The sequence below is a fragment of the Salibacterium salarium genome (assembly GCF_030813635.1).
In the GTDB taxonomy this organism is placed as follows: Bacteria; Bacillota; Bacilli; order Bacillales; family Marinococcaceae; genus Salibacterium; species Salibacterium salarium.
Genome location: NZ_JAUSUM010000003.1, coordinates 359,945 through 386,458, shown reverse-complemented (window position 1 = coordinate 386,458; position 26,514 = coordinate 359,945). Strand labels below are relative to the sequence as shown.

General features: G+C 39.3%; 21 protein-coding genes and 1 pseudogene. 17 read left to right on the top strand and 5 right to left on the bottom strand.

All coding sequences use genetic code 11. From position 1 onward, the window contains the following. The first annotated feature begins 10 nt into the window (after window positions 1–10). On the top strand, window positions 11–1,201 hold the full coding sequence (locus tag J2S78_RS13475; RefSeq protein WP_306899363.1) for a GTP-binding protein: 1,191 nt from the start codon (window positions 11–13) through the stop codon (window positions 1,199–1,201). Between the two features lie 25 nt (window positions 1,202–1,226). Next, a pseudogene (gene rpsN / locus J2S78_RS13470) lies at window positions 1,227–1,495 on the top strand (30S ribosomal protein S14). A gap of 111 nt (window positions 1,496–1,606) precedes the next feature. On the opposite strand, the gene J2S78_RS13465 reads toward rpsN, so the two are convergent. The 4 genes from J2S78_RS13465 to J2S78_RS13450 form a co-directional block, all read right to left on the bottom strand. Further along, the gene (locus J2S78_RS13465; protein WP_306899359.1) at window positions 1,607–2,494 is read right to left on the bottom strand and encodes a fructose bisphosphate aldolase; all 888 of its coding nucleotides are present in this window, start codon (window positions 2,492–2,494) and stop codon (window positions 1,607–1,609) included. 209 nt (window positions 2,495–2,703) lie between these two features. After that, window positions 2,704–4,761, bottom strand: coding sequence for a glycosyl hydrolase 115 family protein (locus J2S78_RS13460; RefSeq protein ID WP_306899357.1), 2,058 nt, complete (start codon window positions 4,759–4,761; stop codon window positions 2,704–2,706). 511 nt (window positions 4,762–5,272) lie between these two features. Further along, window positions 5,273–6,571: a glycoside hydrolase family 30 protein gene (locus J2S78_RS13455; protein ID WP_306899355.1), complete on the bottom strand. Its 1,299-nt coding sequence runs from the start codon at window positions 6,569–6,571 to the stop codon at window positions 5,273–5,275. A 254-nt stretch (window positions 6,572–6,825) separates the two neighbouring features. Beyond that, on the bottom strand, window positions 6,826–9,564 hold the full coding sequence (locus tag J2S78_RS13450) for a beta-glucosidase (RefSeq protein ID WP_306899353.1): 2,739 nt from the start codon (window positions 9,562–9,564) through the stop codon (window positions 6,826–6,828). Window positions 9,565–10,490: 926 nt separating this feature from the next. Here J2S78_RS13450 and J2S78_RS13445 point away from each other — a divergent pair. The 13 genes from J2S78_RS13445 (at window position 10,491) to J2S78_RS13385 (ending at window position 21,683) form a co-directional block, all read left to right on the top strand. Beyond that, a complete protein-coding gene (locus J2S78_RS13445) occupies window positions 10,491–10,952 on the top strand; it encodes a GNAT family N-acetyltransferase (protein ID WP_306899350.1) in 462 nt (153 codons plus the stop codon). A 353-nt stretch (window positions 10,953–11,305) separates the two neighbouring features. Next, the gene (locus J2S78_RS13440) at window positions 11,306–11,890 is read left to right on the top strand and encodes a DJ-1/PfpI family protein (RefSeq protein ID WP_306899349.1); all 585 of its coding nucleotides are present in this window, start codon (window positions 11,306–11,308) and stop codon (window positions 11,888–11,890) included. A 176-nt stretch (window positions 11,891–12,066) separates the two neighbouring features. After that, entirely contained in the window at window positions 12,067–12,741 is a 675-nt protein-coding gene (locus tag J2S78_RS13435) for a response regulator transcription factor (RefSeq protein ID WP_306899616.1), read from the top strand. Next, window positions 12,738–14,096 (top strand): HAMP domain-containing sensor histidine kinase, encoded by a 1,359-nt coding sequence (locus J2S78_RS13430; RefSeq protein ID WP_306899348.1) that lies wholly within the window; start codon window positions 12,738–12,740, stop codon window positions 14,094–14,096. The genes J2S78_RS13435 and J2S78_RS13430 overlap by 4 nt, the downstream gene beginning before the upstream one ends. 390 nt (window positions 14,097–14,486) lie before the next feature. Next, window positions 14,487–15,407: an ABC transporter ATP-binding protein gene (locus J2S78_RS13425; protein WP_306899346.1), complete on the top strand. Its 921-nt coding sequence runs from the start codon at window positions 14,487–14,489 to the stop codon at window positions 15,405–15,407. Then, window positions 15,391–16,122 (top strand): ABC transporter permease, encoded by a 732-nt coding sequence (locus tag J2S78_RS13420; RefSeq protein WP_306899345.1) that lies wholly within the window; start codon window positions 15,391–15,393, stop codon window positions 16,120–16,122. The genes J2S78_RS13425 and J2S78_RS13420 overlap by 17 nt, the downstream gene beginning before the upstream one ends. Window positions 16,123–16,153: 31 nt before the next feature. After that, entirely contained in the window at window positions 16,154–16,333 is a 180-nt protein-coding gene (locus J2S78_RS13415; RefSeq protein ID WP_306899344.1) for a hypothetical protein, read from the top strand. A gap of 50 nt (window positions 16,334–16,383) precedes the next feature. Beyond that, window positions 16,384–17,157: an IclR family transcriptional regulator gene (locus tag J2S78_RS13410; protein ID WP_306899342.1), complete on the top strand. Its 774-nt coding sequence runs from the start codon at window positions 16,384–16,386 to the stop codon at window positions 17,155–17,157. A gap of 150 nt (window positions 17,158–17,307) precedes the next feature. Continuing rightward, on the top strand, window positions 17,308–19,482 hold the full coding sequence (locus J2S78_RS13405) for a malate synthase G (protein WP_306899340.1): 2,175 nt from the start codon (window positions 17,308–17,310) through the stop codon (window positions 19,480–19,482). A gap of 123 nt (window positions 19,483–19,605) precedes the next feature. Continuing rightward, the gene (locus J2S78_RS13400; RefSeq protein WP_306899338.1) at window positions 19,606–19,740 is read left to right on the top strand and encodes a hypothetical protein; all 135 of its coding nucleotides are present in this window, start codon (window positions 19,606–19,608) and stop codon (window positions 19,738–19,740) included. Beyond that, complete coding sequence (locus tag J2S78_RS13395) at window positions 19,730–19,933, top strand: hypothetical protein (protein WP_306899335.1); 204 nt, start codon at window positions 19,730–19,732, stop codon at window positions 19,931–19,933. Before J2S78_RS13400 ends, J2S78_RS13395 begins: the two co-directional genes overlap by 11 nt. Window positions 19,934–19,966: 33 nt before the next feature. Continuing rightward, window positions 19,967–20,743, top strand: coding sequence for an alpha/beta hydrolase (locus J2S78_RS13390; protein WP_306899334.1), 777 nt, complete (start codon window positions 19,967–19,969; stop codon window positions 20,741–20,743). Window positions 20,744–20,822: 79 nt separating this feature from the next. Beyond that, window positions 20,823–21,683, top strand: a complete 861-nt coding sequence (locus J2S78_RS13385; protein ID WP_306899614.1) for an ROK family protein — start codon at window positions 20,823–20,825, stop codon at window positions 21,681–21,683. Window positions 21,684–22,021: 338 nt separating this feature from the next. Here the strand turns inward: J2S78_RS13385 and J2S78_RS13380 are convergent, their stop codons facing one another. Further along, window positions 22,022–23,845, bottom strand: a complete 1,824-nt coding sequence (locus J2S78_RS13380; protein WP_306899332.1) for a UbiD family decarboxylase — start codon at window positions 23,843–23,845, stop codon at window positions 22,022–22,024. A 297-nt stretch (window positions 23,846–24,142) separates the two neighbouring features. Here J2S78_RS13380 and J2S78_RS13375 point away from each other — a divergent pair, with 297 nt between their 5' ends. Both J2S78_RS13375 and J2S78_RS13370 read left to right on the top strand, forming a co-directional pair. Continuing rightward, complete coding sequence (locus tag J2S78_RS13375; RefSeq protein WP_306899329.1) at window positions 24,143–25,174, top strand: metal ABC transporter solute-binding protein, Zn/Mn family; 1,032 nt, start codon at window positions 24,143–24,145, stop codon at window positions 25,172–25,174. 159 nt (window positions 25,175–25,333) lie between these two features. Next, window positions 25,334–26,506: a TraB/GumN family protein gene (locus tag J2S78_RS13370; protein ID WP_306899327.1), complete on the top strand. Its 1,173-nt coding sequence runs from the start codon at window positions 25,334–25,336 to the stop codon at window positions 26,504–26,506. Window positions 26,507–26,514 lie beyond the last annotated feature (8 nt).

Genomic DNA, 26,514 nt, shown 5'->3' with positions numbered 1-26,514 from the left:
TGTAAAGAGAATGAAAAAAATTCCTGTGACAGTGTTGAGCGGTTATCTTGGAGCTGGGAAGACAACGGTTCTGAATCATGTCTTAAACAACAGGGAAGGTCTTAAAACGGCAGTAATTGTGAATGACATGAGTGAAGTAAATGTAGATGCCGATATCATTTCTAATGGCGGCTTTAAACGAACGGAAGAAAAAATGGTGGAGATGTCAAATGGATGCATTTGCTGCACACTCCGGGAAGATCTGCTGGTTGAAGTAAAACGATTAGCGGAGCAGGGGGATATTGATTATATTTTGATTGAGTCCTCCGGGATCAGTGAACCTGTTCCTGTTGCCCAGACATTCAGCTATATAGATGATGAAATGGGTATAGATTTAACGAAATACTGTGAGCTCGACACTATGGTTACGGTAGTAGACGCCAATCGGTTTTGGGAAGATTTTTCATCGGGAGAATCATTGCTAGACCGAAAACAGCAGGCGGTGGAAGAAGACGAAAGACAGGTCGTGGATCTGCTAATTGATCAAGTAGAATTCTGTGACGTGATGCTCCTTAACAAAATCGACATGGTTCCACCCAAAGAAAGAGAACAATTGAGGGCTTTCTTACGGAAACTACAGCCGGAAGCGGTACTCATAGAAACGAATTACGGAAACGTTCAAGCGCAGGATATTGTCGGAACAGGACTATTTCACTTTGAGAAAGCAAGCGGGTCTGCAGGATGGCTGAAAGAGCTGGAAACAGAGGAACATACCCCGGAAACCGAAGAATACGGGATTCGTTCCTTTGTATACCGACGCAGAATCCCGTTTCATACGGAACGGTTAAAGCAATGGTTTGAGGATTATCCCAAAGAAATTGCCAGAGCTAAAGGTATTGCCTGGCTTTCTACTCATCATACAATGGCTTTTATGCTATCGCAGGCGGGTTCTTCCATCACGCTGGAATCTATTACGTATTGGGTGTCGGCACTTCCATTAGCTGAAAAAGGTGAAATCCTGAGGGAGCAGCCGGAAGTAAAGGAGGAACTCGAGGCATATGAGTTTGGGGATCGGAAGACGGAGCTGGTTTTTATCGGAGTAGATCTGGATACGGAGGCTATCGAACAGACCCTGGACCAATGCTTGATTCAACCTAATGAAACGGATAAATGGAGAAAAGCATTAGAGGAAGCGCAGGCGAAAATGCCAGGATTGCTTTAAAATATTAAAGGAGGAATTTAAAGACATGGCTAAAAAAGCAAAAATAGCAAAAGAAAAAAAACGGCAGGAAATGGTCCAAAAATACGCGGCCTTGTAAAAAGAATTAAAGAAAAAGGCGATTACGAAGCATTAAAGAAATTACCACGTGATGCCTCCCCTACCCGGCTGCACAACCGTTGTGAAATCACTGGAAGGCCGAGAGGGTATTTGCGGAAGTTTGAGATGTCCCGGATTGCTTTTAGGGAGCTTGCTCATAAAGGGCAGCTCCCCGGGGTGAAAAAATCAAGTTGGTAGATGGAGTCATCTTGAACGGGGCTTGAGAGATAGAAACGGATCGCCCCATACTAAAAAGTGCCGTACTCCGGTTACATTACGGAGTACGGCACTTTGAATGACATCTTCCATTTACGTGATGGAAGCGTCGTAAATGGAATTGACTGCTTTCCCAATTTGGTCGTTGAATTCTTGATCAGACTGCTTTACATTCAAGTCTTGGGTCAAGGCACGGGAGAAGCTGGCGATCAAGCCGTTATTTTCTTTCAGCTTTTTATTAGCTTCTTCGATTTCGTAACCACCGGAAAGGGCAACAACCCGGACAACATTTGGATGCTCAATTAGCTCTTTATACGTATTGGCAACGGTTGGTATAGTAAGTTTCAGCATGACGTGATCATCCGAGCCAAGCTGGTCAAGATGCTTAAGGATCTCCGCTTTAAGTAGTTCTTCGCATTTTTCTTTATCCGTGCTGTTAATGTCTACTTCCGGTTCAATAATTGGTACAAGATCAGCGTTAATAATTTGCTGGCCGATTTCAAACTGTTGATCCACTACGGCCTTAATACCTTCTGGGTTAGGCTCTTTGATTACAGAACGCATTTTTGTTCCAAAAATATTACGCTCATTGGCGCGCTTCAGCTTGTCCTCCAAGTCTCCAATCGGCTTCATCTTCTGAACGCCATCTGACTCTGCGTCAAGTCCGTTATCGACTTTCAAAAATGGGACAACACCTTTTTTCTCCCATAAATAATCAGCGGTATAAAGGCCTTCGATTTCACGGTCCATTGTTTGTTCAAATAAGATGGCGCCAATAATTTTATTGGAATCGAACGCAGGGGCGGTAATAATCCGCGTCCGCATGTCGTGGACAAGCTTAAACATTTCTTCTTCGCCTGAATACTGATCTTCTGTTACGCCGTAGAGAGCTAGTGCTTTAGGCGTGCTGCCGCCACTTTGATCCAATGCGGCAATGAATCCTTTTGCATTTCTCATTTGCTCCAAATGTTTCTCGTTCATGAACATAACACTCCTTTTATAATAGTAAATAACTGATATGCATAACACACACATGTACACTATATCATGATTAGGGGGATGTCCTGTAGTCTTTTGAAAAAAAGAAAACTATCTAATCTTTTTTTACTCATTGGAGAGAAAAAAAGAGTCCGTCAGACAAAGCGTCAGCAAGCATTTGCCAAATGTATCTAGCAACTTCATCAGAAATGCTAAAACAAATATTCTAAAAGAGCATTTGCTAATTTTTCATCAGATAATGGTTCGCGGTGCGTGTTTTCTAGATAAATATATTTTTCCGTTTCCGGCATTAGATATTCTTTGTACCAAATAAAATAATCAGGGTTGTCCCCAAACATTCGAATGTAACTACGTAATGTTTGTATACTATAGATTGTGGCATCTATATTTGTTAACCAATCTGCGCTGTAAAAGTTCTCCCATTTTCCATGTTCGGACTTTTTCATGGCAGTTTTTCCTTCTTCATAATACTGCAATGCGAGGTGAGCTTGGACAAAAGCTAAAGGGTATTGTTTGTTCTGTGCCGAGAAGTAAGCGTCGCACAAGGAGACAAACCCTTTGCATCCGGATTCATGAATTTTTATTTGCACTAGGAGTTGATCATAAAACCTTTGCTGCTCTAGTGCTGACAGTTGCTCCATGGTTGTTTCTGCTTTTGTTAAAAGGGAGGTCCAGCTTTTTAGAGCCTCTGAGCATTTATTGTGAAACCATACCACTTGTTCATAAAACGCTTGTTCACCTGCGGCCCATATTAATTTCTCTTCCGGCTCGTTTCCCTTCCCTGTCATCCAACGACCTATGATTATTCTGGCCGGATGATGATAAAATTCCTCCCCCGCTTTATCGTCCCGGTGTGACCCGTATTGAATCGTACATTCAGAAAAAAACTTGTATATATCAATAATTTCTTGATGGAGGGAGCTATAGGCCCGTTCAACAAACTGTTTTAAATGATTATCAACGTCTACTTCTTTGTTCATCCACATTTTTGAAATGACATCTAAGTAGTAAGTATGCATTCTTATATTACCACTGTTTATTAACCAGTATCTGGTGATATCATGTTTGAAAACGTTATCTAATTCCTCCTGAATCAACCCTGAAGAGGATGGAAACATGGTTAAATGGTTGGATGCCTGTAAATCATGAAATGTTACATGATAATATAATCCATGGACTCCTGGTTCTGAAGGAGATGGAAGAGAAGCAACGCGTTTGTTATCATTTCCGTGACGCCTTGACACCATTCTTCCATATCCATTGTCTGCCCATATTTTTATTACTTTCTCCGGCAGGTTGAGCATTCCCTGCTGATATAATTCTGCGATTTCCCCATACATTGCTGTACAGCAGTAAGGATCCTCTACTTTTTCCTGGATGAGTTCAAATTGTTTCCAAATCACTTCACTAATCAATGCTCCTCTTTTTTCCGGGGTATCAAAAGATGGATCATCTTCCCAAAAAGGTTTGTCCCCTTGTCCGCGAAAAGAAAGAACCCATACTATTTTTTTGTTCTTTTGTTTTTCTATCGCCTCTTTCCACAATTGTTCAAACAACATGGGATTTTCTTGATAACTAGGTTTTTCTCGTGGATATGCTCTTAAAAACATTTCAGCTCCTAGAGGTTCAGCATGGTGATGGGTGACCCACAGCCCCATTTCCGCAGCTAGTTCAGCGTGAATGCCATCTTTAGGGAGATCTGTACCGGGAAGTACCATGTTCCCGCCACATCGTAGTAATGCTTCAAATACTGGAAACCACGTATCTTTTGTTGGGGGATAAACATCGTCCCAGCCTATTAAACAGACTTCATCATTGATAAACCAGCCTCTGAATTCTACTGCCGGTTTGATAGAATCATATGGAACCGTTGGAATGGAAATCGCGGACCGGGGAGTGGGAGGCAAATCCGCCCAATACCAGAATGGATCGATAGAAAAGTAGGTTTCACTTATATGTAATAAACCATAAACAATTCCGAGATCGTCAGCCCCTATTACATACATAATCGTTTGATTGTTAGTACGGGTGAAGCGGATGGAATAGCCCTCAGGATGCTGAGTCGTATCGTCTTCTTTATCGGCGTAGCGGATGATAAACGTAGCGTTTTCTTCGGATGTAGGCTTTGGTCTCCCCTGTAGCACTTTTTCAACATCTTTCAGAAAGATATCAATGCCGTGCTGGACAGACAGTGGAATGTTTTGTGGATAAAAGATGGTCGTATTTTTATCGAATATAAAATCTTTCATTATCTACTCCTCTTCCCATGATTTGTAGTAATCTTTTATTAACGAGAGTTTTCTATCAGCGCAACAAAAATAGAGAGATTAAATATCCTTACAGTTACTACTAAGTTTAATGGAAAAAGGTGTTAGAAACAACGATGAATAACAGACACTAAAAGTAAAAAAAGAAGAGGTTGACGTATCGGCTGCAATAGCGTCATTTTCATGAAAATAAAAAATTAAGTGAATTCTTTTATTTTGAAATAATTGGTATTAACTCTGAAGTTGCATAATTAATGTAAAAAAACCCCATTAATGTTCATAAAAAGACAGACCCTCCAAATCTGAGGTACGATGAATGTACCACCAAACACGTACACAGAGGAGTTCTACCGTATGTCTACTGTATCGACAATTTCTTAAGACAAATGGATGTATCCCTTCATGTACCAAAGCCGGCATCTTTCGTATCTTCTACAGGAAATGATTCAAGAGCGGCGAAATGTTGTTATCTTTTGACGGTGTTGTCCTCATCTCATTTCCACCATTTGAATGTTACAGCACTGTTTGGATCCAATGTATACGTAAAAGATCTGTCTCGAAATACGACTTGAAAAGATTCAGTTTCAGAGCTTGTATTGGCTGCAATTAAAACGATGGAATCATTCGGATTCTTATATCCCACCGTCTCTATACTATCTTTATATTGGGAGGTGCTGATCCGTAATGCTCCAGCTTTCACAAATTTACTTGCGTGCCCCAATGCGTAATATTCACTGTTTTTTGTAACTTTTCCTCCTTCCCCATCAATTGTTACAACCCCTCTGCAATCACTACAACCGCCATTTGTCGGCCCTCCGTTGGTATCAAGCGCAATATTCCAAAGTAATACCGCACGAGACCAATTCCGAGGTCCCCCAATGATAAGATTTGACATATACCAGCTTAAATTATCGCCAAAATCCGGACTCCACTCTCCTCCACTACATTCCGTTAAATAGATATTTTTGTCAGGGAATTGTTTATGTACCTTTGTCATGCTATCAGGCTGCCCCTTATAACAATGAAAAGCAACACCATCTGTGTACTTATCAGCCTCCTTATCATTCAAAACATTGTTCGCATACTCAACTCCATTTTCCCAATTATGATCATACGCCGCGATTTTGGTTGATATTTGATTTTCGGAAAAAGCTGGTCCTAGATAATTCTTAATAAACATTGCCTGTTCGTTGGCATTCATACTCATCGTAGGATATGATTCTGACGTATGTCCCGGCTCATTCTGTATAGTTATTGCATCAACCAGAATACCTTTGTCCGCATAAGCCTTGATATATTTCACAAAGTAATCAGCATATGCTTCATAAGTGCGATGATCTTTATAATTTAAATACGATCCATTTAACTTCCGGTTGTATTTCATCCATGCTGGAGCAGTCCATGGGGTACCAAGTATGCCGATCTCCTTGTTTAGAGAACGAATATCCTGCATCAGATTAATAACATCTTTATCCTTTTCAATAGAAAAATGATCTAAATTATAATCAGTTCCAGTTTCTAAATCATTATATGTGTAGGTGGCCGGACTGCCTTCATGATCCACCGAAAAATCGGATGCTCCAATTGTATGACGGATATAGCTCATATGAATGCCGTCTCTTGAAAACAAATCCTGCAGCAGTTTCTCTCTCTGCTCCGAACTTAATTGTTGATTGATAAGATAAGCAGAAGATCCGGTAACCGCTGCTCCAAATCCCTTCATTGTCTGAAATTCTACATTTGGATCAACTAGAATTGTTGGAGTATCCGTTTCATCTATATCCCCAAACAATAAAGGTTCCTGCTTTGTCAGGAGGTTTTGTTGATCAGGTGTGGTTAACCAAAGGTTTACTTTTTCTTCTTTCATAGTTGCAGATGAGATGAATAGGATCATAGCAATTATTAGGATAGAAAGATTTATGTTTTTATTACGAATGATATTTCCTCCTATCTAAAGGAAACGTAGTTTTTTAGTAAATGATGCTCCCTTTTCAGTATTTGATTTGAAATGAAAGAAGTTGGGGCTTAACACCCCAACCTCTTTCATTACTTAATAGTGACACTTGTTTCCTGTCGAATGTCATTTGAAGAACTTCCCACATAAATGGGAACTTCGCCACTTGGTGTTACCCATTTATCTTTCCCGGCATCCCAGTATGAGAATGCTTTCGGATCAAGTTCAATTTTAAGGTGTTGTTGTTTTCCGGGCTTCAATTCCACTTTTTTAAAACCTGCCAATTGTTTGGAAGGCGTTTCGACATTTGCCGGTAACTTTCCGGCATAAACTTGAACAACTTCAGAGCCGCTCACATCACCAGTATTACGCAAATTGAGTGAAACGGTAGTTTCTAAATCTTTATTTTTTCCTTTTCTCTTGGCCTTTGCTTTTACGTTGTTTCGATAATCAAATGACGTATAGGATAATCCATGCCCAAATGCATAAGCCGGCTCAATTCCTTTTTCTTCGTAGCCTTTATACCCTACAAATACACCCTCAGAATAATCAGAGACACCATCTACCCCAGGGAACTGATTTTCATTTGATACAGGTGTGCTGTCTTCATCAACCGGGAATGTCATTGGCAGTTTACCAGATGGATTAACATCACCAAATAACACATTAGATATGGCATTTCCCTGTTCCTGCCCTGGGAACCAAGCTTGTACAATAGCAGGTACATTGTCCTGCCAAGTATTCATTTGTACTGCTCTACCACTCATTTGTACAACGATCGTGTTCGGGTTTGCTTTCGATACTTCATTGATTAATTGATCTTGGTTATTCGGAAGATCAAGGGTTGAAGTGTCCACATACCCTTCGCTGTCATAAGTGTGAGTGACAACGACTGCAACATCTGATTTTTCAGCTTTTTCAACTGCTTTTTGGATTTTAGGATCCACTGCTTCTTTAGGCGGCTCCCAACCAAAGCGGATCATACCGCCAAAGTCCTGCCGTCCACCAGCCTTACCTGTACTGTATTCAATTCGAATATCATGTTGTTCTCCTTCAACAAAAGAAAGGGCCTTTTTAGAGGTGGCTAATTTCTTACTTTGATTATCAATGACAAGCTTGTCATCAATGTACAATTTGCCTGATCCCCGACTTGAAAGAGAAAGCGTATATTCACCTGATTCAGGTACGGTGAACTGACCTGTCCACCGTGCGGACATTTCACTGTTAAATTTACCAGGTAATTTTTCCAGTTTAGGTGATTGTGCATTTAATCCTTCATAATTATAGAACCCAAGATTCAAGTTTAGTTGATTGTCTGTGCGAACCAGTGAAGGTTCACCTTCACGGTTAATATTCGTCCAATATTCTGCTGTTAATCCGTGCTCATTTTCTCCGCCGTCAACCGGACGTAATAATGTGGATGGCACAGCTGAAGGTCCCGGCAGAACATCGCCTGCACTAATCGGGTCAGTCCCTGGTGCATAGGTTACATCTACATTCTCTCCAACTTCATTTTTAATCCCCTCTAATGGGCTGACAGTATACGTAGGGTTTACTAATGAACTTCCGCCACCGGCAGCTGAAGCATTATCAGCATCCGGCCCGATAACCGCAATGGAATCCATTTTATTTTTATCCAAAGGTAATGCCTTATCTTCATTTTTCATTAGAACCATGCTTTGTTCCGCGATTTTACGAGCAATTTTTCCGTGCTCTTTTGCCGGGATTTTGTTATTAACAGTAGGATTATCGAATAAACCTTTACTAAACATTTCAGTCAGGATTCGATCAGCCATGTCATCGATTCTTGCTTCACTAACTTTGCCTTCTTTCACTGCTGTAAGCAAATCGTCTCCCCAATAACCGTCTGGATCACCAGGAGCTTCGAAATCCAACCCGGCAATGGCAGATTCAACTGTAGTATGATTGGCACCATAATCACTCATTACAAAGCCGTCAAAATCCAATCGATCTTTCAATAAATCTGTAAGTACATCACCATTTTCACAGGCATGCTCACCATTCACTTCATTAAAAGAACACATAACAGAGCTCAAGTCAGCATGTTCGATCGTTTCCGCAAATGGACGTGCATAAACTTCATGAAGTGCGCGCTCACTTGCTTTGGAATTAATGGTGAAGCGATCTGTTTCCTGGTTATTCAATATCCAGTGTTTAGCCGTTGCCATTACTGGATAACTTTGAATACCATTTACGTACGGAACAGCTAATTCTGACTGTAATAATGGGTCTTCACCTAAGGATTCAAAATTACGCTCTCCCCAAGGAAAACGTGCAATATCGAGCCCGGGGGCGAGTGCCACATTATGTGTCGTGTTAAATGCTTCATTTCCCAAAAGTTCCCCATAATTTTTCGCTGCATCAACATCCCAGGTAGCCGCGAGAGCAATCGGTGCAGGAAGAGCAGTTGCCTTTTGATCTTGGATGTTTGGATTCGCAATACGGATTCCCGCAGGACCATCTGCCATTGTTAATGCCGGAATACCAAGATCATCCATTCCTTCATTAAAAAAACCATAATAATTATTAAGGTTTCCTGTGGCTAATTGAACCTTTTGCTCGAGGCTCATTTTTTCAAGCAGTGATTCACTACGTTCTTGTGCGGACAATGGTTCACCACTTGCCGGTGCTGGTAATGATTCAGTACGTTTCTGTGCAGGTTCCGGCAGTGATTTACTGTTTTCTTGTGCTGAAGGAGCCCTGTTCTCCCATGGATGTGCGGTTTCAGCTGATACAGAATGAAAGGGTGTGATGATAATTGCGATGATTAATGCAACTGTCAAAAGTCGAGATTTCGCTGATGTTGTCATCTTGTTAGCTCCTTCTGAAAATAATATGTATTACTATTCTTAAGACTTCTATCCTCCTCTCTTTTTTCTTTTGTCAGTTTAATTCAAGCTGAATACTGACATGAGCTAAATGGTAACCTGCGTTGCATATGCTGTCAAAATGGGCTTTTAACAGGCACGATCTGGATGTCTAACATCCTAATACCTATTAATTACGCAGAATCACCAGCAACATTAGAAAGCACTTTCAAAAATAGTGAAAGGAACTGTTTTATTACATAAAATCAATCTAAACACTCGCATAAAACTTTTTTAGTACAACTACATCATTCGATTAGATTAATTTTTGTAACAGTTCTTTAATACTCACAGTACGTTTCGCCCTATTCATAAAAAATTTTGTGATACAGACTCCATTATTTGACTCAATCATAAGTCATAAGAAAGGTTCGGCGTCAAATATTGGGAGAAGAGTTGCTGCTCCTGCCTTTTTAATCTATTTGAACTACGATGGTTCACAGAAATAAGAACCGGAATTAGAGTTAGTCTTAAAAGTGGACACGTTCTTAAGAGAAATATTTTATAATGAAGATACTATTTAAAGAGGACGTGGAAGCATTGAGGAACCAATATAATCAAGAGTATAAGGATTATGTAGCGAAATTAGTGGTGGACGAAAGGTAGTGAGCTGGCGTATGAATTGGAAATCTCGTATTCGACCATGCGAAAATGGGTGCCCGTGGCCAATTACAAGGAAACCAAAGACAAAAAGCCGGGAGAACAGTATTTAACCCCGAACGAACTGGAAAAAGAAAGGAATAAACACGAAAAAGAAGTATATTAAGAAAAAATGGTAGGATTATTGAACAAGGATTACGTTAACTTTTCTATATAGGGAGAGGAAGTCGATGAAAGTGCATTCAAATTCACAATCAGGGGTCAATAAAATGGATGTTGTTATTCGTCCCATAGAAAAACCTGATTTAAGGTATATTAATGAAATAAGACATCAACCATCCGTTATAGACAATACAATGGCATTACCTTCTGAAAGAATAGAAACAACGGAACATTTCTTTAATAGTCTAAGTAAAGATGACCATGTAATGGTAGCGGAAATAAATGAACGGGTCGTTGGTATAGCTACTCTTGAAGCAAGAAGTGGAAAACTAAGATACAGTGGCAATATTTCATTAATAGTTCATGAAGAATTTCAAGGAAAGAAAATTGGTGCCTTATTAATTGATACTTTGCTTGAAATAGCCGATAAGCACTTGGGCTTAATAAGGTTAGAATTAGATGTTAACATACAAAATGAAAAAGCTATTAGTCTATACAAGAAAAAGGGATTTGAGATAGAAGGGAATTTAAAAAAGCTCATTTTAGTAATGGAAAATTTCATGATGTAATTATAATGGGAAGGGTGCGAGAAATATTCTTGTAAAGTATATCACTTAAATCATCGGGAGCTTATCCGGAACAAGGACATTTGAGAGGACTAGTAAATTAATTTTTTAGGAGGACCAAGAATAACTTATACTCTTACATCGACCTTACAGTATGAAGACGATGAAAAATTGTTTGAAAGTTTTTCCACGGTTTCGAATTAACGTTTTTGTTCTCGCTTTGTCCATGACTACGAATGGACTATTGTTATTTATTCTCTTTTATAGTACTATAATGCAACAATATAGATGGAAGTAATTTACACCATTGCGTCTATCATGTCCATGGAAAGCATAATAAAGGAGCTGATCTTTTCTTGAAAAAGATAGGTATATATATCTTTGACGACGTGGAAGTTTTGGATTTTGCGGGTCCGTATGAAGTGTTTTCAGTAGCCTTTGCTCAGCCGGATCGCCAAGAAGAAAAGTTGTTTGATGTGACGACGATATCAGAATCCGGTGAAATGGTTTCTGCTAGCAATGGACTGCAAGTGATGCCGGACACGAGTCTGGAGGATGCCCCGGAATGCGATGTGATAATTATTCCAGGAGGCAAAGGGGCTCGGGCGAACGAGGCTTATAATGAAAAGCTGCTGGCGTGGATTCGTGCGCGTCAAGTTTCTACAAAGATTATAGCATCAGTGTGCACAGGTGCTCTTGTACTGGCAAACGCGGGACTTCTGGACGGTAAAAAAGCGACAACACATTGGGGGTCGTATGAACGTTTGGCTGCTTTTTCTTCCGTTGAGGTGCAAAGGGATGTAAAATTCGTCGATGAAGGTTCGGTGATAACATCCGGAGGTATTTCGGCTGGCATTAATATGTCGTTTCATTTGATTGAAAAATTGGAAGGAACGATAGCTGTATCTGAAACGGCTAAATGGATGGAGTATGATCTATAAGGACATTAGATTTCCACAAGCTAGAGATAAAGCTTGGTTTGAAGGCGGAACGGACATTTGTTCCTTTATTCAAGTAAATTCATATGAAGTCCACAAAATCTATGAAAACAGAAAAATCGATTAAAATAGCGGATTCTATAGCCGTGCCACACGATGCTAACGTCATAGGAGGAGCCATGTATAATCATATATTGTATATCGAGGATGACGAAGAGGTTGCAGCATTAGTAGAGCAAAACCTGCGAGATAGTGAATATCGGTTTACTTGGTTAACGTCAGGGAAAGATATAGACATTTATATAGATGAAGTAGACCTTGTAATACTAGATATCATGCTGCCTGGATTGGACGGATTCACGGTAGGAAAGCGAATGAAGGAAAAATATCAAAATCTTCCTATTTTATTTTTAACGGCGAGAACGGCTATTGAGGATAAACTGACAGGATTAGAATTTGCAGATGATTACCTGACAAAACCATTCCATCCTAAGGAATTATTGCTTAGAATTGATAAATTATTAAAACGATTTGAAAAAGTAACGTTAGAAACTATTAACATTAAACATGTAAAGTTCGATGTAGAAGCTAATCAAATTATTAATACAGATACCAACGAGGAAATCATACTGACGGAGAAACAATTTAAAATATTTCAACTTTTGGTTCAGAATAGCAATCACATTTTAACGAAAGAACAAATTTATTCAAGTGTTTGGAAGGAACCTTATATTGAAGGGGATAAAACACTAACCGTGCATATTCGATATTTAAGACAGAGAATTGAAAAAGATCCACAACATCCACAAATCATTGAAACCATTCGCGGGCTTGGATATAGGGTGAGACGGTGAAGTTATCAACGAAATATATTATGATTATTTTATTGTCTATCCTGATTTTTCCGATCTCTTTTTTGGGCGTTAATTTTCTTTATTATCTTTTCGTTACACAAATGGCTGATGTTTCGTCGGAAGAATATTATGAGCCTGAAGAGATAGAGGAATATTGGTCTGAGGAAGTCCTGTCATTAGAAGGGATGGCAAGGGAGGACGTGAATGCTCATTTGCACTCATTTGATACATATCCGAAAGCAAAGATATTTTGGGTGGAGGATAACGGGCAATTATTAATGTCCCAAGGTCTGCCGGAGGAATTAAACAAAGATTGGGATATATCAGCATTCATAAGCTATATAAAAGAAGACAACGAACAAGAATTATTTACAACGTCTTCCTATCTAGAAGGAGCGGAAGACAGTGGGCATGTTTTTCTTCAACTTCCTTTGTCTTCTATTGAATCGCAAGTGGGGATGGGGCAATACCAATACAGTACTATTTGGTTCATTGCCATAGGTTCCTTTTGGGTATTATTTGTTTATATTTCTTGGTTATTTTTCAATAAAACAAGGAAACGATTGGTGAAAATCGAGGAGAATATGAAGACAACGAAGAACCAGCTGGTCCCTTCGAAAATGGATATTGAAAAAGATGATGAAATAGGACAGATAGAACACTCTTTTAATCAAATGGTCGACCAATTGAACGAGAGCCACGAAAAAGAGAAAAATGAAGCGTTGATACGGAAACGATTAATTTCGAGTCTGTCTCATGATTTACGTACGCCCCTTTCCATTATTAATGGACATGCACATAAGTTAAACCAGTATCACATAGATGCAAAAATGCGTGAATCCGTCCACGTCATTAATGAAAAAATAGAATTTCTAGCTGAACTCATCGATAATTTAACTTCATTTACAGTGCTCAGTGAAGGGAAGCTTCCCTTCAATTACGAGACAATCGATATAGTAGAGATTGTTCGATCTTCTCTCATTGCTTGGTATCCCATATTTGAAGAAGCGGGATTTGAAATTGAGGTTGATTTAGATGAATCCGCTTATTGGGATATGGATCGCATGTGGTTCCGCAGAATTTTGGATAACCTTTTGCAAAATGTACACCGGCACGCCCAAGAAGGTAAATATCTATCCGTTCGAACGGAAAAAGAAGGGGAAGAGGTTGTTTTGAAAATCGAAGATGGTGGACCTGGAATGTACGCATCTTCTAAAAACAGTGGCTCTGGAGTCGGTTTGTCTATTGTTAATATGATGTTAGAGCAAATGAAATTGAAAAAAACAGTGTCCTCGTCTCAAAAAGGAACAGTAGTCACTATAAAGAAGAAAGAGCACGAAACGATTTATAATTAAGAAACGAAGCATATCAATCGCCCAAGATTCATCTTTCTTTTTAATCTTGGGCACCTGTTGAATGTCCTGCGCTGTAGCCGGACGCTTTCAGCAAGGCTGCTATCAGGTCCCTTGAGCCCTGCTCTCGAGGGGTTTTCACCTCATGCTTTTCTCGCTGGAATCGTCCACCTCGAACTCACCTAGTGGAACCACAAACAACATGGATCTCCTCCAGTACTCAATAATCACCAGAACACCTGTAGCATCAGTACAAGCTTATTCTTTCTGTTACGGATGCTGCTAGTGTCATTTCCACATTTTTAACTTACTTTTAACCTCTCTCTTCCTTTGATTTAATGTCAGTGGTTTAAAATGAATCTTAAATCAATGGAAAAGAGAAGGTGTATTCCAATGAAGCCCTTGTTAAAAACCGAAAATTTAGATGTACAGTTAAATAAAAAAAACATTTTGAAGGATGTCAATCTGACGTTTGATCGAGGAAAGATATACGGATTATTAGGTCCAAACGGAGCGGGAAAGACAACGCTCTTAAAAGTGCTGTTAGGCGTATTTCACCCATCAGCGGGAATAGTCACATTTCAAGACGAAGATCTGTATAACCATTCACGAAGGGGACTCTCGAAACAAATCGGAAGTATTATAGAATACCCCGGTTTTTATTATAATTTGACACTAAAAGAAAACATGACATTGCATATGAGATATTTAAAAATAACACCTTCCTCTGAATATGTTGAATCGTTGTTAAAAGAAGTAGGGCTTTTTAAGCAAAAAGACAAACTATTTTCAGAAACATCTTTAGGAATGAAGCAGCGTCTTGGTGTGGCAAGATCATTGTCTCATCACCCTACGTTATTGTTACTTGATGAACCTACCAACGGTTTGGATCCACAAGGTATTAAAGAGGTAAGAGACATGCTTGTTAAAGAGGTAATCCAGAATAAAACGACGATTATTATTTCTAGTCACTTGTTAAATGAAGTTCATTTAATGGCTGATGAATTAATCTTTATGAATCACGGGGAAATTATTTTTGAAACGATAAATGTAAATGAAGGAGATAGCAGTCTATATAAGGTAACAACCACATCACAAATAAACAAAGAGTTAATGGATAAACTTGAGGCTCAAAGGGTGCTTAGTCAAGAAGATTACACAGAATTTGTGTCAACTCTTTCGTATCAAGAAGTGGAGATGATACTTCTGCAGGAGAATATAGTAATTAACAAATTGGAGGTGTTTGGAATCTCTTTAGAAGACTTATATTTGAAATTATTATCGGGAGGTGGAGCGTATGAATTTACTAATTAAAAATGAGTTACTAAAAGTAAAAAGAGTAAAAATGGTATACGTCATTTTAATTATTAGTTTTGTGCCTTACGTCATTAATACAGGCGGTATGTTATTTACAGGTGACCTAGATGTCAATAATTATTATTTCTTTGTTTTTAACCAGTATGCCATACTATTTCCGGCTCTAGTATTCATCTTCTCCGGTTTCTTTTTTTATCATGAGTTTCAAAACCGGACAACATTAAACTGGATTTCTTATCCTTTTCATCACTTCCGTTTAATCGTGTCTAAAATGATGGCTGCCTTTGTCTTACTATGGGGGACATCGATAGTTAATCACCTTATTCATATATTTACGCTCTGGTTCTTATTCCGGGAAGAGATAGGATTAGTGGAAATGGGATCAAGGTTTCTTACTTCTACTCTTTTCACTATGTTAACTCTTTTAGTCATTCCGATCGCTGCGCTCATGACATTTGTTACAAAAAGTATTTTGAGTGTTGTTGTGGCTGGGCTTGCTTCCATTTTTGTAACGACAGTTTTATTAGGGGCTGATTTTTCTATTGTGTTTCCGTTTTCTTTTATTTATAGAATAACTATACAATTCTATGATTCAGCAATGGGATATGAAGGAACTCAGCTTGAATTATGGGGATCTGTTATCTTGTTTCTATACATTGTTAGTTCATTAATTGGATTATATAAATACTCACAAAAAACAAGGATAACTTAATTATTGATAAAATTTTCAATGAGGGGGAAGTATGGAACAATTCCTTTTTATCGTTGCAATGGTATCACTGGCAGGGGCGGTTATTCTATTCATTGCAGGGATTTTAAATCAAGGGATGAATGGAGTACGAAAGATTGCCAAATGGTTGACGGGATTATTTCTACTATATGTAGTGACCTATCTTATTTATCTTTCTTTTCAATTAATATAATGAGGTAAATGTTATAATGAATGGACATGTATAATAAGTGGGGGATCAACATGGTTAAGTCAGTGGATAGAGCTATGACTATTATTCAATTGGTAAGTACTAAAAAAGATGGCTACAGCGTTACGGAACTAGCGGAAAAATTGGGGCTAAATAAAAGCTCTATTTTTCGTATTGTAACAACATTGATCGAGCATGGATTTATTCAGCAGGATGAAGAAACAAAAAAGTATCGTTTAGGGTATCAATATTTGGAATTAAGTTCAAAACTACTTGACTCTATTGATATCCGTAAGGAAGCAACGCCCTTTTTAAAAGAGCTGGAGGAGTGGACAAATGAAGTTATTCACCTTGTTATTTATTCACAGCAAGAAGCCGTTTATATTGAAAAGTTAGAAGGAAACGAAACACTTCGCATGCACTCGCAAGTTGGGAAACGAGCCCCGATGCATTGTACCAGTGCAGGAAAAACGATTTTAGCTCACTTACCTGAAAAAGAAGTGAAAGAAATCATAGAGCAAAAAGGGTTACCCAAACATACGGAAAAGACAATGACAACCGAAGCGGAATTAATGAAAAACATACGGGACATTCGAACGAATGGTTTTGGTGTGGAACGAGACGAAAATGAAGTCGGCATCACATGTATGGCTGTCCCGATTTTTAATTTCCGAGGAGATATTGCAGGGTCTATCAGTATTTCTGGTCCATCGATTCGAATGAGTGAAGAAAGAATAGAACAGCTTAAAGATCCATTTATGACAATTGGATACAAGGTGTCGAGACGATTAGGATACGCGCGAACGACGAACGGAGAAGAAGTGTAGTTATACTTATTCTCCGTTTTTGTTGTTAAGACAAAAAGTGAATATAGTTTTCTGAACAATTGAAAAAATACATTTTAGATGGTAAAATAAAATTTATAAGAAACGTCGTTTCGTAATAAGCAACAATTTTATGTAGAAAGGAGAATGACGATGACAAGTTATGTGAAAACAGGAAATTTGCAAGTAGATGCGCAGATGTATGAATTTATTAATCAAGAAGTGATCCCAGGAACTGGTTTAAACAGCAGTCAATTTTGGCAAGGTTTTGATGAAATGATTCACGAATTAGCCCCTGAGAATAAATCACTTCTGCAAGAGCGTGAAGAAATGCAAACAAGTATTCACAACTGGCATAAAGAACGTAAAATATTTGATGAGGATCAATATAAACAGTTTTTACAGGAAATTAATTATTTGGAACGAGAAGTAGATAACTTCCATGTAACGACAGAACATGTGGATGATGAGGTCGCGTATAAAGGGGGGCCCCAGTTAGTTGTCCCAATGACCAACGTCAGATATGTGTTAAATGCAGCGAATGCGAGGTGGGGAAGTCTTTATGACGCGCTATATGGAACAGATGCCATTAGTGAAGAGGACGGAGCAGAACAAACAAATGAGTATAATCCGGTCCGCGGACAAAAAGTTATAGCCTACGCAAAATCCTTTCTTGATGATGTGATTCCGTTAGAAAAAGGTTCTCATCAAGAAGTAGTGAAGTATTATATTCGCAACGGTGAACTTCATGCTCAATTTGAAAACGATTACAATATAAAATTGAAAGAGATATCGGCATTTGCGGGATATCAAGGTGATAAAGAGAATCCATCGGCTATTTTGTTGAAGAATAATGAAATACATTTTGAAGTCCAAATTGATCGAGGACATGCAATTGGCAAAATGGATCCGGCGGGAGTGAAAGACATATTTATGGAATCGGCCATCACCTCTATTATGGATTGCGAGGATTCCGTCGCTGCGGTGGATGCTGAAGATAAAATAGTGGTGTACCGTAACTGGCTTGGCTTAATGAAAGGTAATCTTACCGCAACGTTTAAAAAAGGGTCAAAAACGGTAACACGTACGCTGAACCCAGACCGCCTGTATCAATCACCTGAGGGCGTTGACATTACACTACCAGGACGATCTCATATGCTCATTCGAAACGTTGGCCACTTAATGACTAGTGATGCTGTTTTAGATAAAAACGGAGAAGAAGTACCGGAAGGAATGTTAGACGGTGCTGTGACGAGTTTGATTGCGAAACATGATTTATTAGGAAACGGAAAATATAAAAATTCGGAAAAAGGATCTGTTTATATTGTAAAACCAAAAATGCACGGTTCTAAGGAAGTGGCATTTGCTAATAAAATATTCACTAGAATAGAAGACTTGCTTGATTTACAGCGAAATACGCTGAAAATAGGAGTGATGGATGAAGAACGCCGAACATCACTGAACTTAAAAGCTTGTATTCGTGAAGTGAAAGAACGAGTGATATTTATTAATACAGGATTTCTCGATAGAACCGGAGATGAAATTCATACGTCTATGGAAGCCGGACCGATGATTCGAAAAGATGATATGAAAACATCTGCTTGGCTACAAGCTTATGAAAAGTCAAACGTATATAAAGGTCTAGAAGCTGGCCTGCAAGGTCACGCTCAAATTGGTAAAGGGATGTGGGCAATGCCGGAATTAATGGCAAATATGATGGAACAAAAAATTGGGCAATTAAAAGCTGGTGCTAGTACAGCTTGGGTTCCATCGCCGACAGCTGCCACTCTTCACGCTCTTCATTATCACCTAGTTGATGTTAAAGAGGTACAAAATCAGATTATAGAAACCTCCGTGCATCTTGAAGATGATATTCTTCAAATTCCAATTGTTGAAAACTCAAACTGGAGTACAGATGACGTTCAGCAGGAGCTTGACAATAATGCACAAGGAATTCTTGGCTATGTTGTTCGCTGGATTGATAGGGGGATTGGTTGTTCCAAAGTGCCGAATATTAATAATGTAGGTCTGATGGAAGATCGCGCAACCTTGCGTATTGCCAGTCAACATATGGCAAATTGGCTCCATCATGGTATATGTACAAAAGATCAAATTTTAGAAACGATGAAACGGATGGCAATTATTGTAGATAAGCAAAATGCAGAGGACTCAGCGTACCGTCCTATGTCAGAAAACTACGATGAATCTGTTGCATTTCAAGCTGCGTGTGACCTCGTATTTTTAGGCTATGATCAGCCCAATGGTTATACAGAACCAATATTGCATAAGCGCCGCATGGAGGCTAAAAAGAAAACACCAATTCAATAATAATCGGGAAGAAAGGTTGTTTCTGTATAAAGAAGCAACTCTTTGTTTGTCAATTCTGAAAGAATTATAATGTATAATGAAAAAGAGGTTAACGTTTACAGCTCAAGAAAGGAATTGTATTTTATGAAGCTTAGTATTTTGGATCAATCCAAAAACTTCGGCGAAAGCGAGCGAGATAGCAAAAGACGCCTGTCTTTGGTCGTTGCAAAAGGAAAAAGCGGAAACAGATCCATTAAAGAAGGAATTTTTGACGCATGAGGAAAAACAGAAAGTGGAAACGATGCAGGGAAAAATGATAATTGGTCATCCGCAAGAAGTGGCTCAACAGTTGTTGGAAGTGAAAGAAAAGTATCAAGCGGATGAGATTATGATTATTACCACAACGCGTTATCCACTAGAACGCCAGCAGTCTTATACGTTAATTGCAGAGGAAATGCTGGATGGACTATAGAAACTTTACTATGTAAAAAAAGGAGTGTTCCATATGGCATTGATAACATGTGATTTTTTCTCTGAAACTTTGAATCTAAGTACATCCATGACGGTCATTCTTCCGCAAGAAACGACTTCACAAATAGGATTGAAAAACAAATCCACCGGTGGAAAACATCAGACTTTATACCTTTTGCACGGATTTAGCGACGATCATACGATATGGACAAGGCGTACTTCTATCGAGCGTTATGTGGCCCCGCTTGGCTTGGCGGTAATTATACCTCAAGTGCATCATAGTTTTTACACGGACATGGAATATGGCGGCAGGTACTGGACCTTTTTGACTGAAGAACTACCGGCAGTGGCAAGATCTTTTTTTCCGTTATCAGAGAAGCGTGAAGATAATTTTGTAGCTGGTCTCTCAATGGGTGGATACGGCGCATTGAAATGGGCGCTTCGCTACCCAGATCACGTTGCAGCGGCCGCCAGTTTATCTGGTGTTACTGATATCGCGTCGCATGTCAATCAGGCTTCAACAGAAACAGAGAATCCGGTACAACAGGCATTTAAACTTATTTTTGGTGATAAAAATCTGGAAGGGACGGATGATGATTTATTACACTTGTTAGAAAAAACAGATGAAACAACACCATCTTTATATCAATGCTGTGGCACGGAAGATTTTCTGTATGAAGACAATAAGACATTTAAAGCCAAAGCGGAACAAATGAATGTGAATATCACAACTGAATTTAGTTCAGGAGAGCACGAGTGGGGGTATTGGGATAAAAAAATCCAAGATGTTCTGCAGTGGCTCCCTCGCTAAGTTTCATTTAGTCTGCTTATTTGGAAGAAAATCCAGAAACTGTTGCAGAATATTTGTGGGAGCGAAAGGAGAATGAATGATGTATTATGGAGCGGTTGAAGCGGGCGGAACCAAGTTTGTATGTGCCGTTAGTGATGAAAATTTTGATATCGTCCATCGTATTAGTATTCCTACAACATCCCCGTCCGAAACCTTGAGTCACGTGTTTGAATTTTTGAATCAATATTCTTTACAATCTATCGGTATAGGATCGTTCGGGCCAATTGACGTGAACGAAGATTCGGATACATATGGGTACATCACGAGTACTCCTAAGTCGGGATGGGATTATTTTGATTTTATAGGAACGATGAAAGAAAAATATAATATTCCGATGGCATGGACGACAGACGTTAATGCGGCCGCATATGGAGAATTTAGACAGGGAAGTGCTAAGGAGAATGGTAGCTGCTTGTATCTTACAGTAGGAACCGGAATTGGTGGTGGAGCCGTAGTGGACGGCAATGTTATCGAAGGGTTCGGCCATCCAGAAATGGGGCACATTCTCGTTCGAAAATATCCAGATGATTCCTTCGAAGGTGTTTGTCCGTATCACCAAAATTGTTTGGAAGGAGTGGCTTCCGGGCCGGCAATTGAAAAAAGATACAATAAAAAAGCGCAGGAGCTTGCGTCTGATCAAAAAGTGTGGGAATTGGAAGCGTACTATATCGCCCAGGCTTTGGTAAATTATACGCTTATTCTAAGACCGGAGAAATTCATCTTAGGTGGTGGAGTGATGAAACAAGAGCAGCTCTTTCCGCTTATTCGTCAGCAATTTGTGACCCTTTTAAATGACTATGTCGATACACCAGCTTTGGAGAAATCCATTGTGATGCCAGAATTAGAAGATAATGCCGCCATAACAGGATGTCTGTTGTTAGCGGCAGAAGCGAAGAAATAGATTTAGCTGCGTTAAGCAACGCATAAAAAATATAAACACTTTGTTCTTCCAAATAATGCGGAGAACAAAATGAAGAAAAAAGGAGCTGTATCAAAAGTCTACTACTATCCAAAAAAAGCTTCACTAACATTTAGGGCTTGCGCTGCAGGCGGGCGCTTTCACTCCAGAGCACAAGAGCGACATCGGCTCCCTGCGGATCACCGTGTCTCCTTTGCCGCGGGCAGCGCCTCAGCTTCTGCCCGTGGTTAAATTCTCTTTATTATAGAATGGAGCTGTACCTTTTGATACAGCTCCAAATAATGGTTCCAAACGATTATAATGTCTTTCATTCGAATTAATTACTTTCCGATGTCGGCTAAACTGCCGCTTTCATCAAAAAAACGCTCGATATTTTCTTCTACCTCCGGATCAGGAAGTAGCGGTGGGGCATGATGAGGTTTAATACGTGCATCCACAATCATATTGTCACAGCCCCAATGTTTGTTTTTATAAAAACTGTTCACCCCGTGTATATCATGTGATGGATTGCTTCGGGTGAAAGTAGCCCAAAGAAAATTCCTAGTGGAACCACTTAAAAAGTCGCTGTCATCGCAAACGATAATCAACGGACAATTAGCTACTTCCCCGTTAATAACCTGAGCGAAAGCCTCACATTCTTCTGCTGCTGTATCATAATCACGAAACACAGGAGCTTCTACTGCAACGACACCTGGCATGATGAGATGGGGGTTCGTGAAATTACCGGTGTTTTCGAATATTGCCGGGACTTCGGTACATAACTCACGTTTTTTATCTCCGTAAGCGGCAATCACAACCTTGCTTCCGCTATTTAATCCTTCACCTGAGTAATCTAATGTATCTATCGTTGTTTTCGTTTGAAAGTGAAGATCTCGGTGTAAGTCGAGACGTTCTAGTATATGTTTTAAAAAATCGATTTCGTGATGAGTGTTCAACGGTTTGTCCTGTTCGGCTGTAATGAATAGGAATTTAGCCAAACTTAATTGCCCCGTCCCTAAAATTCGATTGGAGATCGTCAGTAATTCTGCTGGTTTTTTTACTTCCTCAAATGGCGTATATCGTTCACTTCCGATAGCAAACAACAAGGGATGAACGCCTGCTGCATCCACAGCATGTACTTCTTTTACCCCTGGAATCTCTTGTTTTACAGCATCTCCGGTAATTTTGTGTATAATTTCCCCAAAAGATGTATCTTCCTGGGGAGGGCGACCTACTACAGTGAATGGCAGGATAGCGTTGTCTTTAGCATAGACTTTATGAATGTGCATGACAGGAAACTCATGAGTCAGGCTATAGTAGCCTAAGTGATCGCCAAATGGTCCTTCTGGCTTCGTATCATCAGGGTAAATCTCTCCTGTAATAACAAAATCGGCATCGTGGCTAATACAGTATCCGTCCATATAACTATATTGGAAGCGGCGTCCGGCAAGTAACCCAGCGAAAGTCATTTCACTAAGCCCTTCTGGTAATGGCATCACAGCAGATAATGTATGTGCCGGTGGACCACCGATGAAAATGCTGACTTTGAGCGGTTTGTTCTGTTTCGTCGCTTTTGATTGATGGATGCCGATGCCGCGATGGATTTGGTAATGCAATCCGACTTCTTTATTCACCTCATACTCATTTCCGTCGAGCTGAATCCGATACATGCCTAGATTTGAATTCATAATCCCAGGTTTCTCTGGATCTTCGGTGTACACTTGAGGCAGGGTGATAAAAGCACCGCCGTCTTTTGGCCAGTGTTGAATAGATGGAAGATCTGTAAGTTGTATTTCTTTAAAAGGAGCCGTATTTGCTTTTTTCTTTGATGGGAGAGCATTCATGGCAGCGAAGCCGTTGCTTATATTTTGGAATGGATGCTTCATAGCTTTGATTGGATCGTTTCGAAGCGCCACCACATTTTGAACACGATCCCATGTCTTTCGAAAGATATATCGACTACGTTCTACTGTTCCAAAGAGGTTTGATACAGCTTGATAGTTGGAACCTTTAATATTTTCAAATAATAAAGCAGGACCACCTGCTTCATAGACCTTTAAATGAATGGATGCCATCTCTAAGTGTGGATCTACTTCTTCTGTTATTCGAATCAAATGTCCATTTTCTTCTAAATCTTTCACGCATTCTTCCAAGTTGCGGTACATTCTGTTAAAGCCCCCATCTCTATTTAGGCGTATTCTCATTTACCATTCTAATGTAATTCATGTAAGAAAAAAATACACTTTTCACTTAGAGAAAAAATATAGGCATGTTATGCAAAAAAGTTGCTAAACGGGCTAGCTGTGCTGTACTAATTATTAAATAGACTATATCGTTTTGCTCGTGACAGGAGATAGAGCATTTGTCATTAAAAAGAATAATTCCTATTTACAAATCGTAATTGTTACGATATACTTTGATTTGTTCAATCGTAATCGTTACGAAAGGGGAAGCTATACATAATGATAAAAAAACGTGTTGTAGTGTTATTTATACTTTTAATAATGGCTGTGTTTGCGGTTGGTTGTGCCTCAGACGAAGAACAAACCGGTGACGCAAGCGAGAATAATGAAGAAGAACCGTTGCAAATCTATACGACAATATTTGCTTGGGAAGATTTCGCAAACAAAATAGGCGGAGAAGAGGTTGAAGTTGAAAATGTGGTACCTGCAGGTGGAGATGCCCATAGCTTTGAGCCAACATCAAAAACGATGGTAGATATTGCTGAAGGCGATGCTTTTATGTACAACGGAGCAGGAATGGAAGGATTTGCGGAAGCGGTGAATGACACAATTCAAAATGAAGGTGCTCTTTCGATTGAAGTAGCGGAAGGTATTGATTTGAACAGTTTATCCGAAGATCACAGTCATGAGGATGAAGAGGAACACAATCATGACAGTGGAGACGTTGATCCGCATTTATGGTTAGATCCAGTACTAGCAAAAGAGGCGGCTGAGAACATTAAAGATGCGTTAATAGAGTTGCGTCCGGAGAAGGAAGAAACCTTTGAGGAAAATTTCGTAGCACTTGAACAAGATTTAGAAGAGTTGGATGAATCGTTTTCTGAAACCGTGACGTCAACGGAAAATAATGAGTTTGTCGTATCTCATGCAGCATACGGCTATTGGGAAGATCGATACGGGTTAAATCAAACTAGTGTATCTGGGGTTTCACCTTCAGATGAACCTTCTCAAAAAGAATTACAAGACATTATTGAAACGGTGGAAGAAGCGGGGATACAACATATCTTATTTGAAGAAAATGTATCATCCAAAGTAACGGAAGTCGTACAAGAAGAAGTAGGGGCTGAAGCGTTGTATTTACACAACTTGTCGACACGGACAGAAGAAGAAATCGATAATGGAAACGACTATTTTGATTTAATGGAACAAAATATAGAAAACATCGATACAGCATTACAGACTTCTAGTGGGGATATAGATTCAGAGGAGAATCATGAAAGTGACGACCATAATCATGATCATGACCATTAATATTTATTCTTTTTTAGCTGTTACTATGAGATAATCGTAGTAACAGTTTTTTATGGATTGTAAACTGCATCGCATAAAATAAAGTGGTATGATATATACACTCATTGTGATGGAGAAACAGGTTTAAATCGTGAATGACGATATAAAGGCAGGTAGGTTATGGCTGAAGAAAATATAACTAGACTAAATGTAGATGGTAAAGAAATTATACTTATTGGAACCGCCCACGTATCAAGACACAGTGCCGAAGAAGTACAAGAGGTTATCGAATCCGAAAATCCAGACACGATATGCGTAGAACTGGACGAACAAAGATATGAGTCTATAAAAAACAAAAACAATTGGAAGGACATGGATATATTTAAGGTTATTAAAGAAAAAAAAGCGACCTTGCTGTTAATGAATTTGGCTATATCTTCTTTTCAAAAGCGCACAGCACAGCAATTCGGCATTCAGTCAGGTCAAGAAATGATTCAAGGGATTGACTCAGCTGAAGAATTAGGCGCAAACCTCGTTTTGGCGGATCGAAATATTCAAATCACTTTTTCGCGTATTTGGCATGGCGTCGGATTATGGGGGAAAGCTAAACTCCTCATGCAAGTGATTTTCAGCATTTTTAATAAAGAAAGCATTACGGAAGAAGAAATGGAAAAAATGAAATCTCAAGACATGCTGCAATCGATGCTGGATGAACTAACAGAGAATTTTCCGAAATTAAAGGTTCCCTTAATTGATGAAAGGGATCAGTATTTATCCCAAAAGATTAAGGATGCCCCAGGTGAAAAAATTGTTGCGGTATTAGGGGCGGCGCATGTTCCTGGTATTAAAAAAGAAATATCACACCATCATGATTTGTCGCGCTTGACGGAAAAGCCGGTTAGTATTGCTCCTAAAATCTTAACGTGGGCCATTCCTATCGTGATTCTTGCTGTGATTGCGTACACGTTTCTTGCAAATCCTTCAGCAGGCATTCAACAAAGCATAAGCTGGCTGCTTTGGAATGGATCTTTTTCTGCACTAGGAACAGCGATAGCGTTAGGTCATCCACTTGCTGTTCTTACAGCTTTTATTGCAGCTCCGTTAACGTCATTAAATCCAGTTATTGCGGCAGGCTGGTTCGCGGGAATTGTGCAAGCTTATATCAGACGACCGCATGTGGAAGATTTTGAGCGTCTATCAGAGGATGTTCACACCGCAAAGGGATTTTGGGGTAATAAAGTAACTCGTATTTTACTTATTGTCGTGTTGGCGAATGTAGGAAGTATACTAGGTACAATCATTGGTGGTGCTGATGTCATTCGTTTGTTTTTAGATAACTTGTGGTATTTGTAAGGTGGGAA

What these genes read in the sequence shown, in the direction of transcription:
- J2S78_RS13460 (WP_306899357.1), bottom strand. Translation starts at nt 4,761, where the DNA reads ATGAAAGATTTTATATTCGATAAAAATACGACCATCTTTTATCCACAA.
- J2S78_RS13420 (WP_306899345.1), top strand. Translation starts at nt 15,391, where the DNA reads ATGAATTTACTAATTAAAAATGAGTTACTAAAAGTAAAAAGAGTAAAA.
- J2S78_RS13385 (WP_306899614.1), top strand. Translation starts at nt 20,823, where the DNA reads ATGTATTATGGAGCGGTTGAAGCGGGCGGAACCAAGTTTGTATGTGCC.
- J2S78_RS13405 (WP_306899340.1), top strand. Translation starts at nt 17,308, where the DNA reads ATGACAAGTTATGTGAAAACAGGAAATTTGCAAGTAGATGCGCAGATG.
- J2S78_RS13410 (WP_306899342.1), top strand. Translation starts at nt 16,384, where the DNA reads ATGGTTAAGTCAGTGGATAGAGCTATGACTATTATTCAATTGGTAAGT.
- J2S78_RS13475 (WP_306899363.1), top strand. Translation starts at nt 11, where the DNA reads ATGAAAAAAATTCCTGTGACAGTGTTGAGCGGTTATCTTGGAGCTGGG.
- J2S78_RS13415 (WP_306899344.1), top strand. Translation starts at nt 16,154, where the DNA reads ATGGAACAATTCCTTTTTATCGTTGCAATGGTATCACTGGCAGGGGCG.
- J2S78_RS13435 (WP_306899616.1), top strand. Translation starts at nt 12,067, where the DNA reads ATGTATAATCATATATTGTATATCGAGGATGACGAAGAGGTTGCAGCA.
- J2S78_RS13380 (WP_306899332.1), bottom strand. Translation starts at nt 23,845, where the DNA reads ATGTACCGCAACTTGGAAGAATGCGTGAAAGATTTAGAAGAAAATGGA.
- J2S78_RS13425 (WP_306899346.1), top strand. Translation starts at nt 14,487, where the DNA reads ATGAAGCCCTTGTTAAAAACCGAAAATTTAGATGTACAGTTAAATAAA.
- J2S78_RS13465 (WP_306899359.1), bottom strand. Translation starts at nt 2,494, where the DNA reads ATGAACGAGAAACATTTGGAGCAAATGAGAAATGCAAAAGGATTCATT.
- J2S78_RS13375 (WP_306899329.1), top strand. Translation starts at nt 24,143, where the DNA reads ATGATAAAAAAACGTGTTGTAGTGTTATTTATACTTTTAATAATGGCT.
- J2S78_RS13390 (WP_306899334.1), top strand. Translation starts at nt 19,967, where the DNA reads ATGGCATTGATAACATGTGATTTTTTCTCTGAAACTTTGAATCTAAGT.
- J2S78_RS13450 (WP_306899353.1), bottom strand. Translation starts at nt 9,564, where the DNA reads ATGACAACATCAGCGAAATCTCGACTTTTGACAGTTGCATTAATCATC.
- J2S78_RS13370 (WP_306899327.1), top strand. Translation starts at nt 25,334, where the DNA reads ATGGCTGAAGAAAATATAACTAGACTAAATGTAGATGGTAAAGAAATT.
- J2S78_RS13445 (WP_306899350.1), top strand. Translation starts at nt 10,491, where the DNA reads ATGGATGTTGTTATTCGTCCCATAGAAAAACCTGATTTAAGGTATATT.
- J2S78_RS13400 (WP_306899338.1), top strand. Translation starts at nt 19,606, where the DNA reads ATGAAGCTTAGTATTTTGGATCAATCCAAAAACTTCGGCGAAAGCGAG.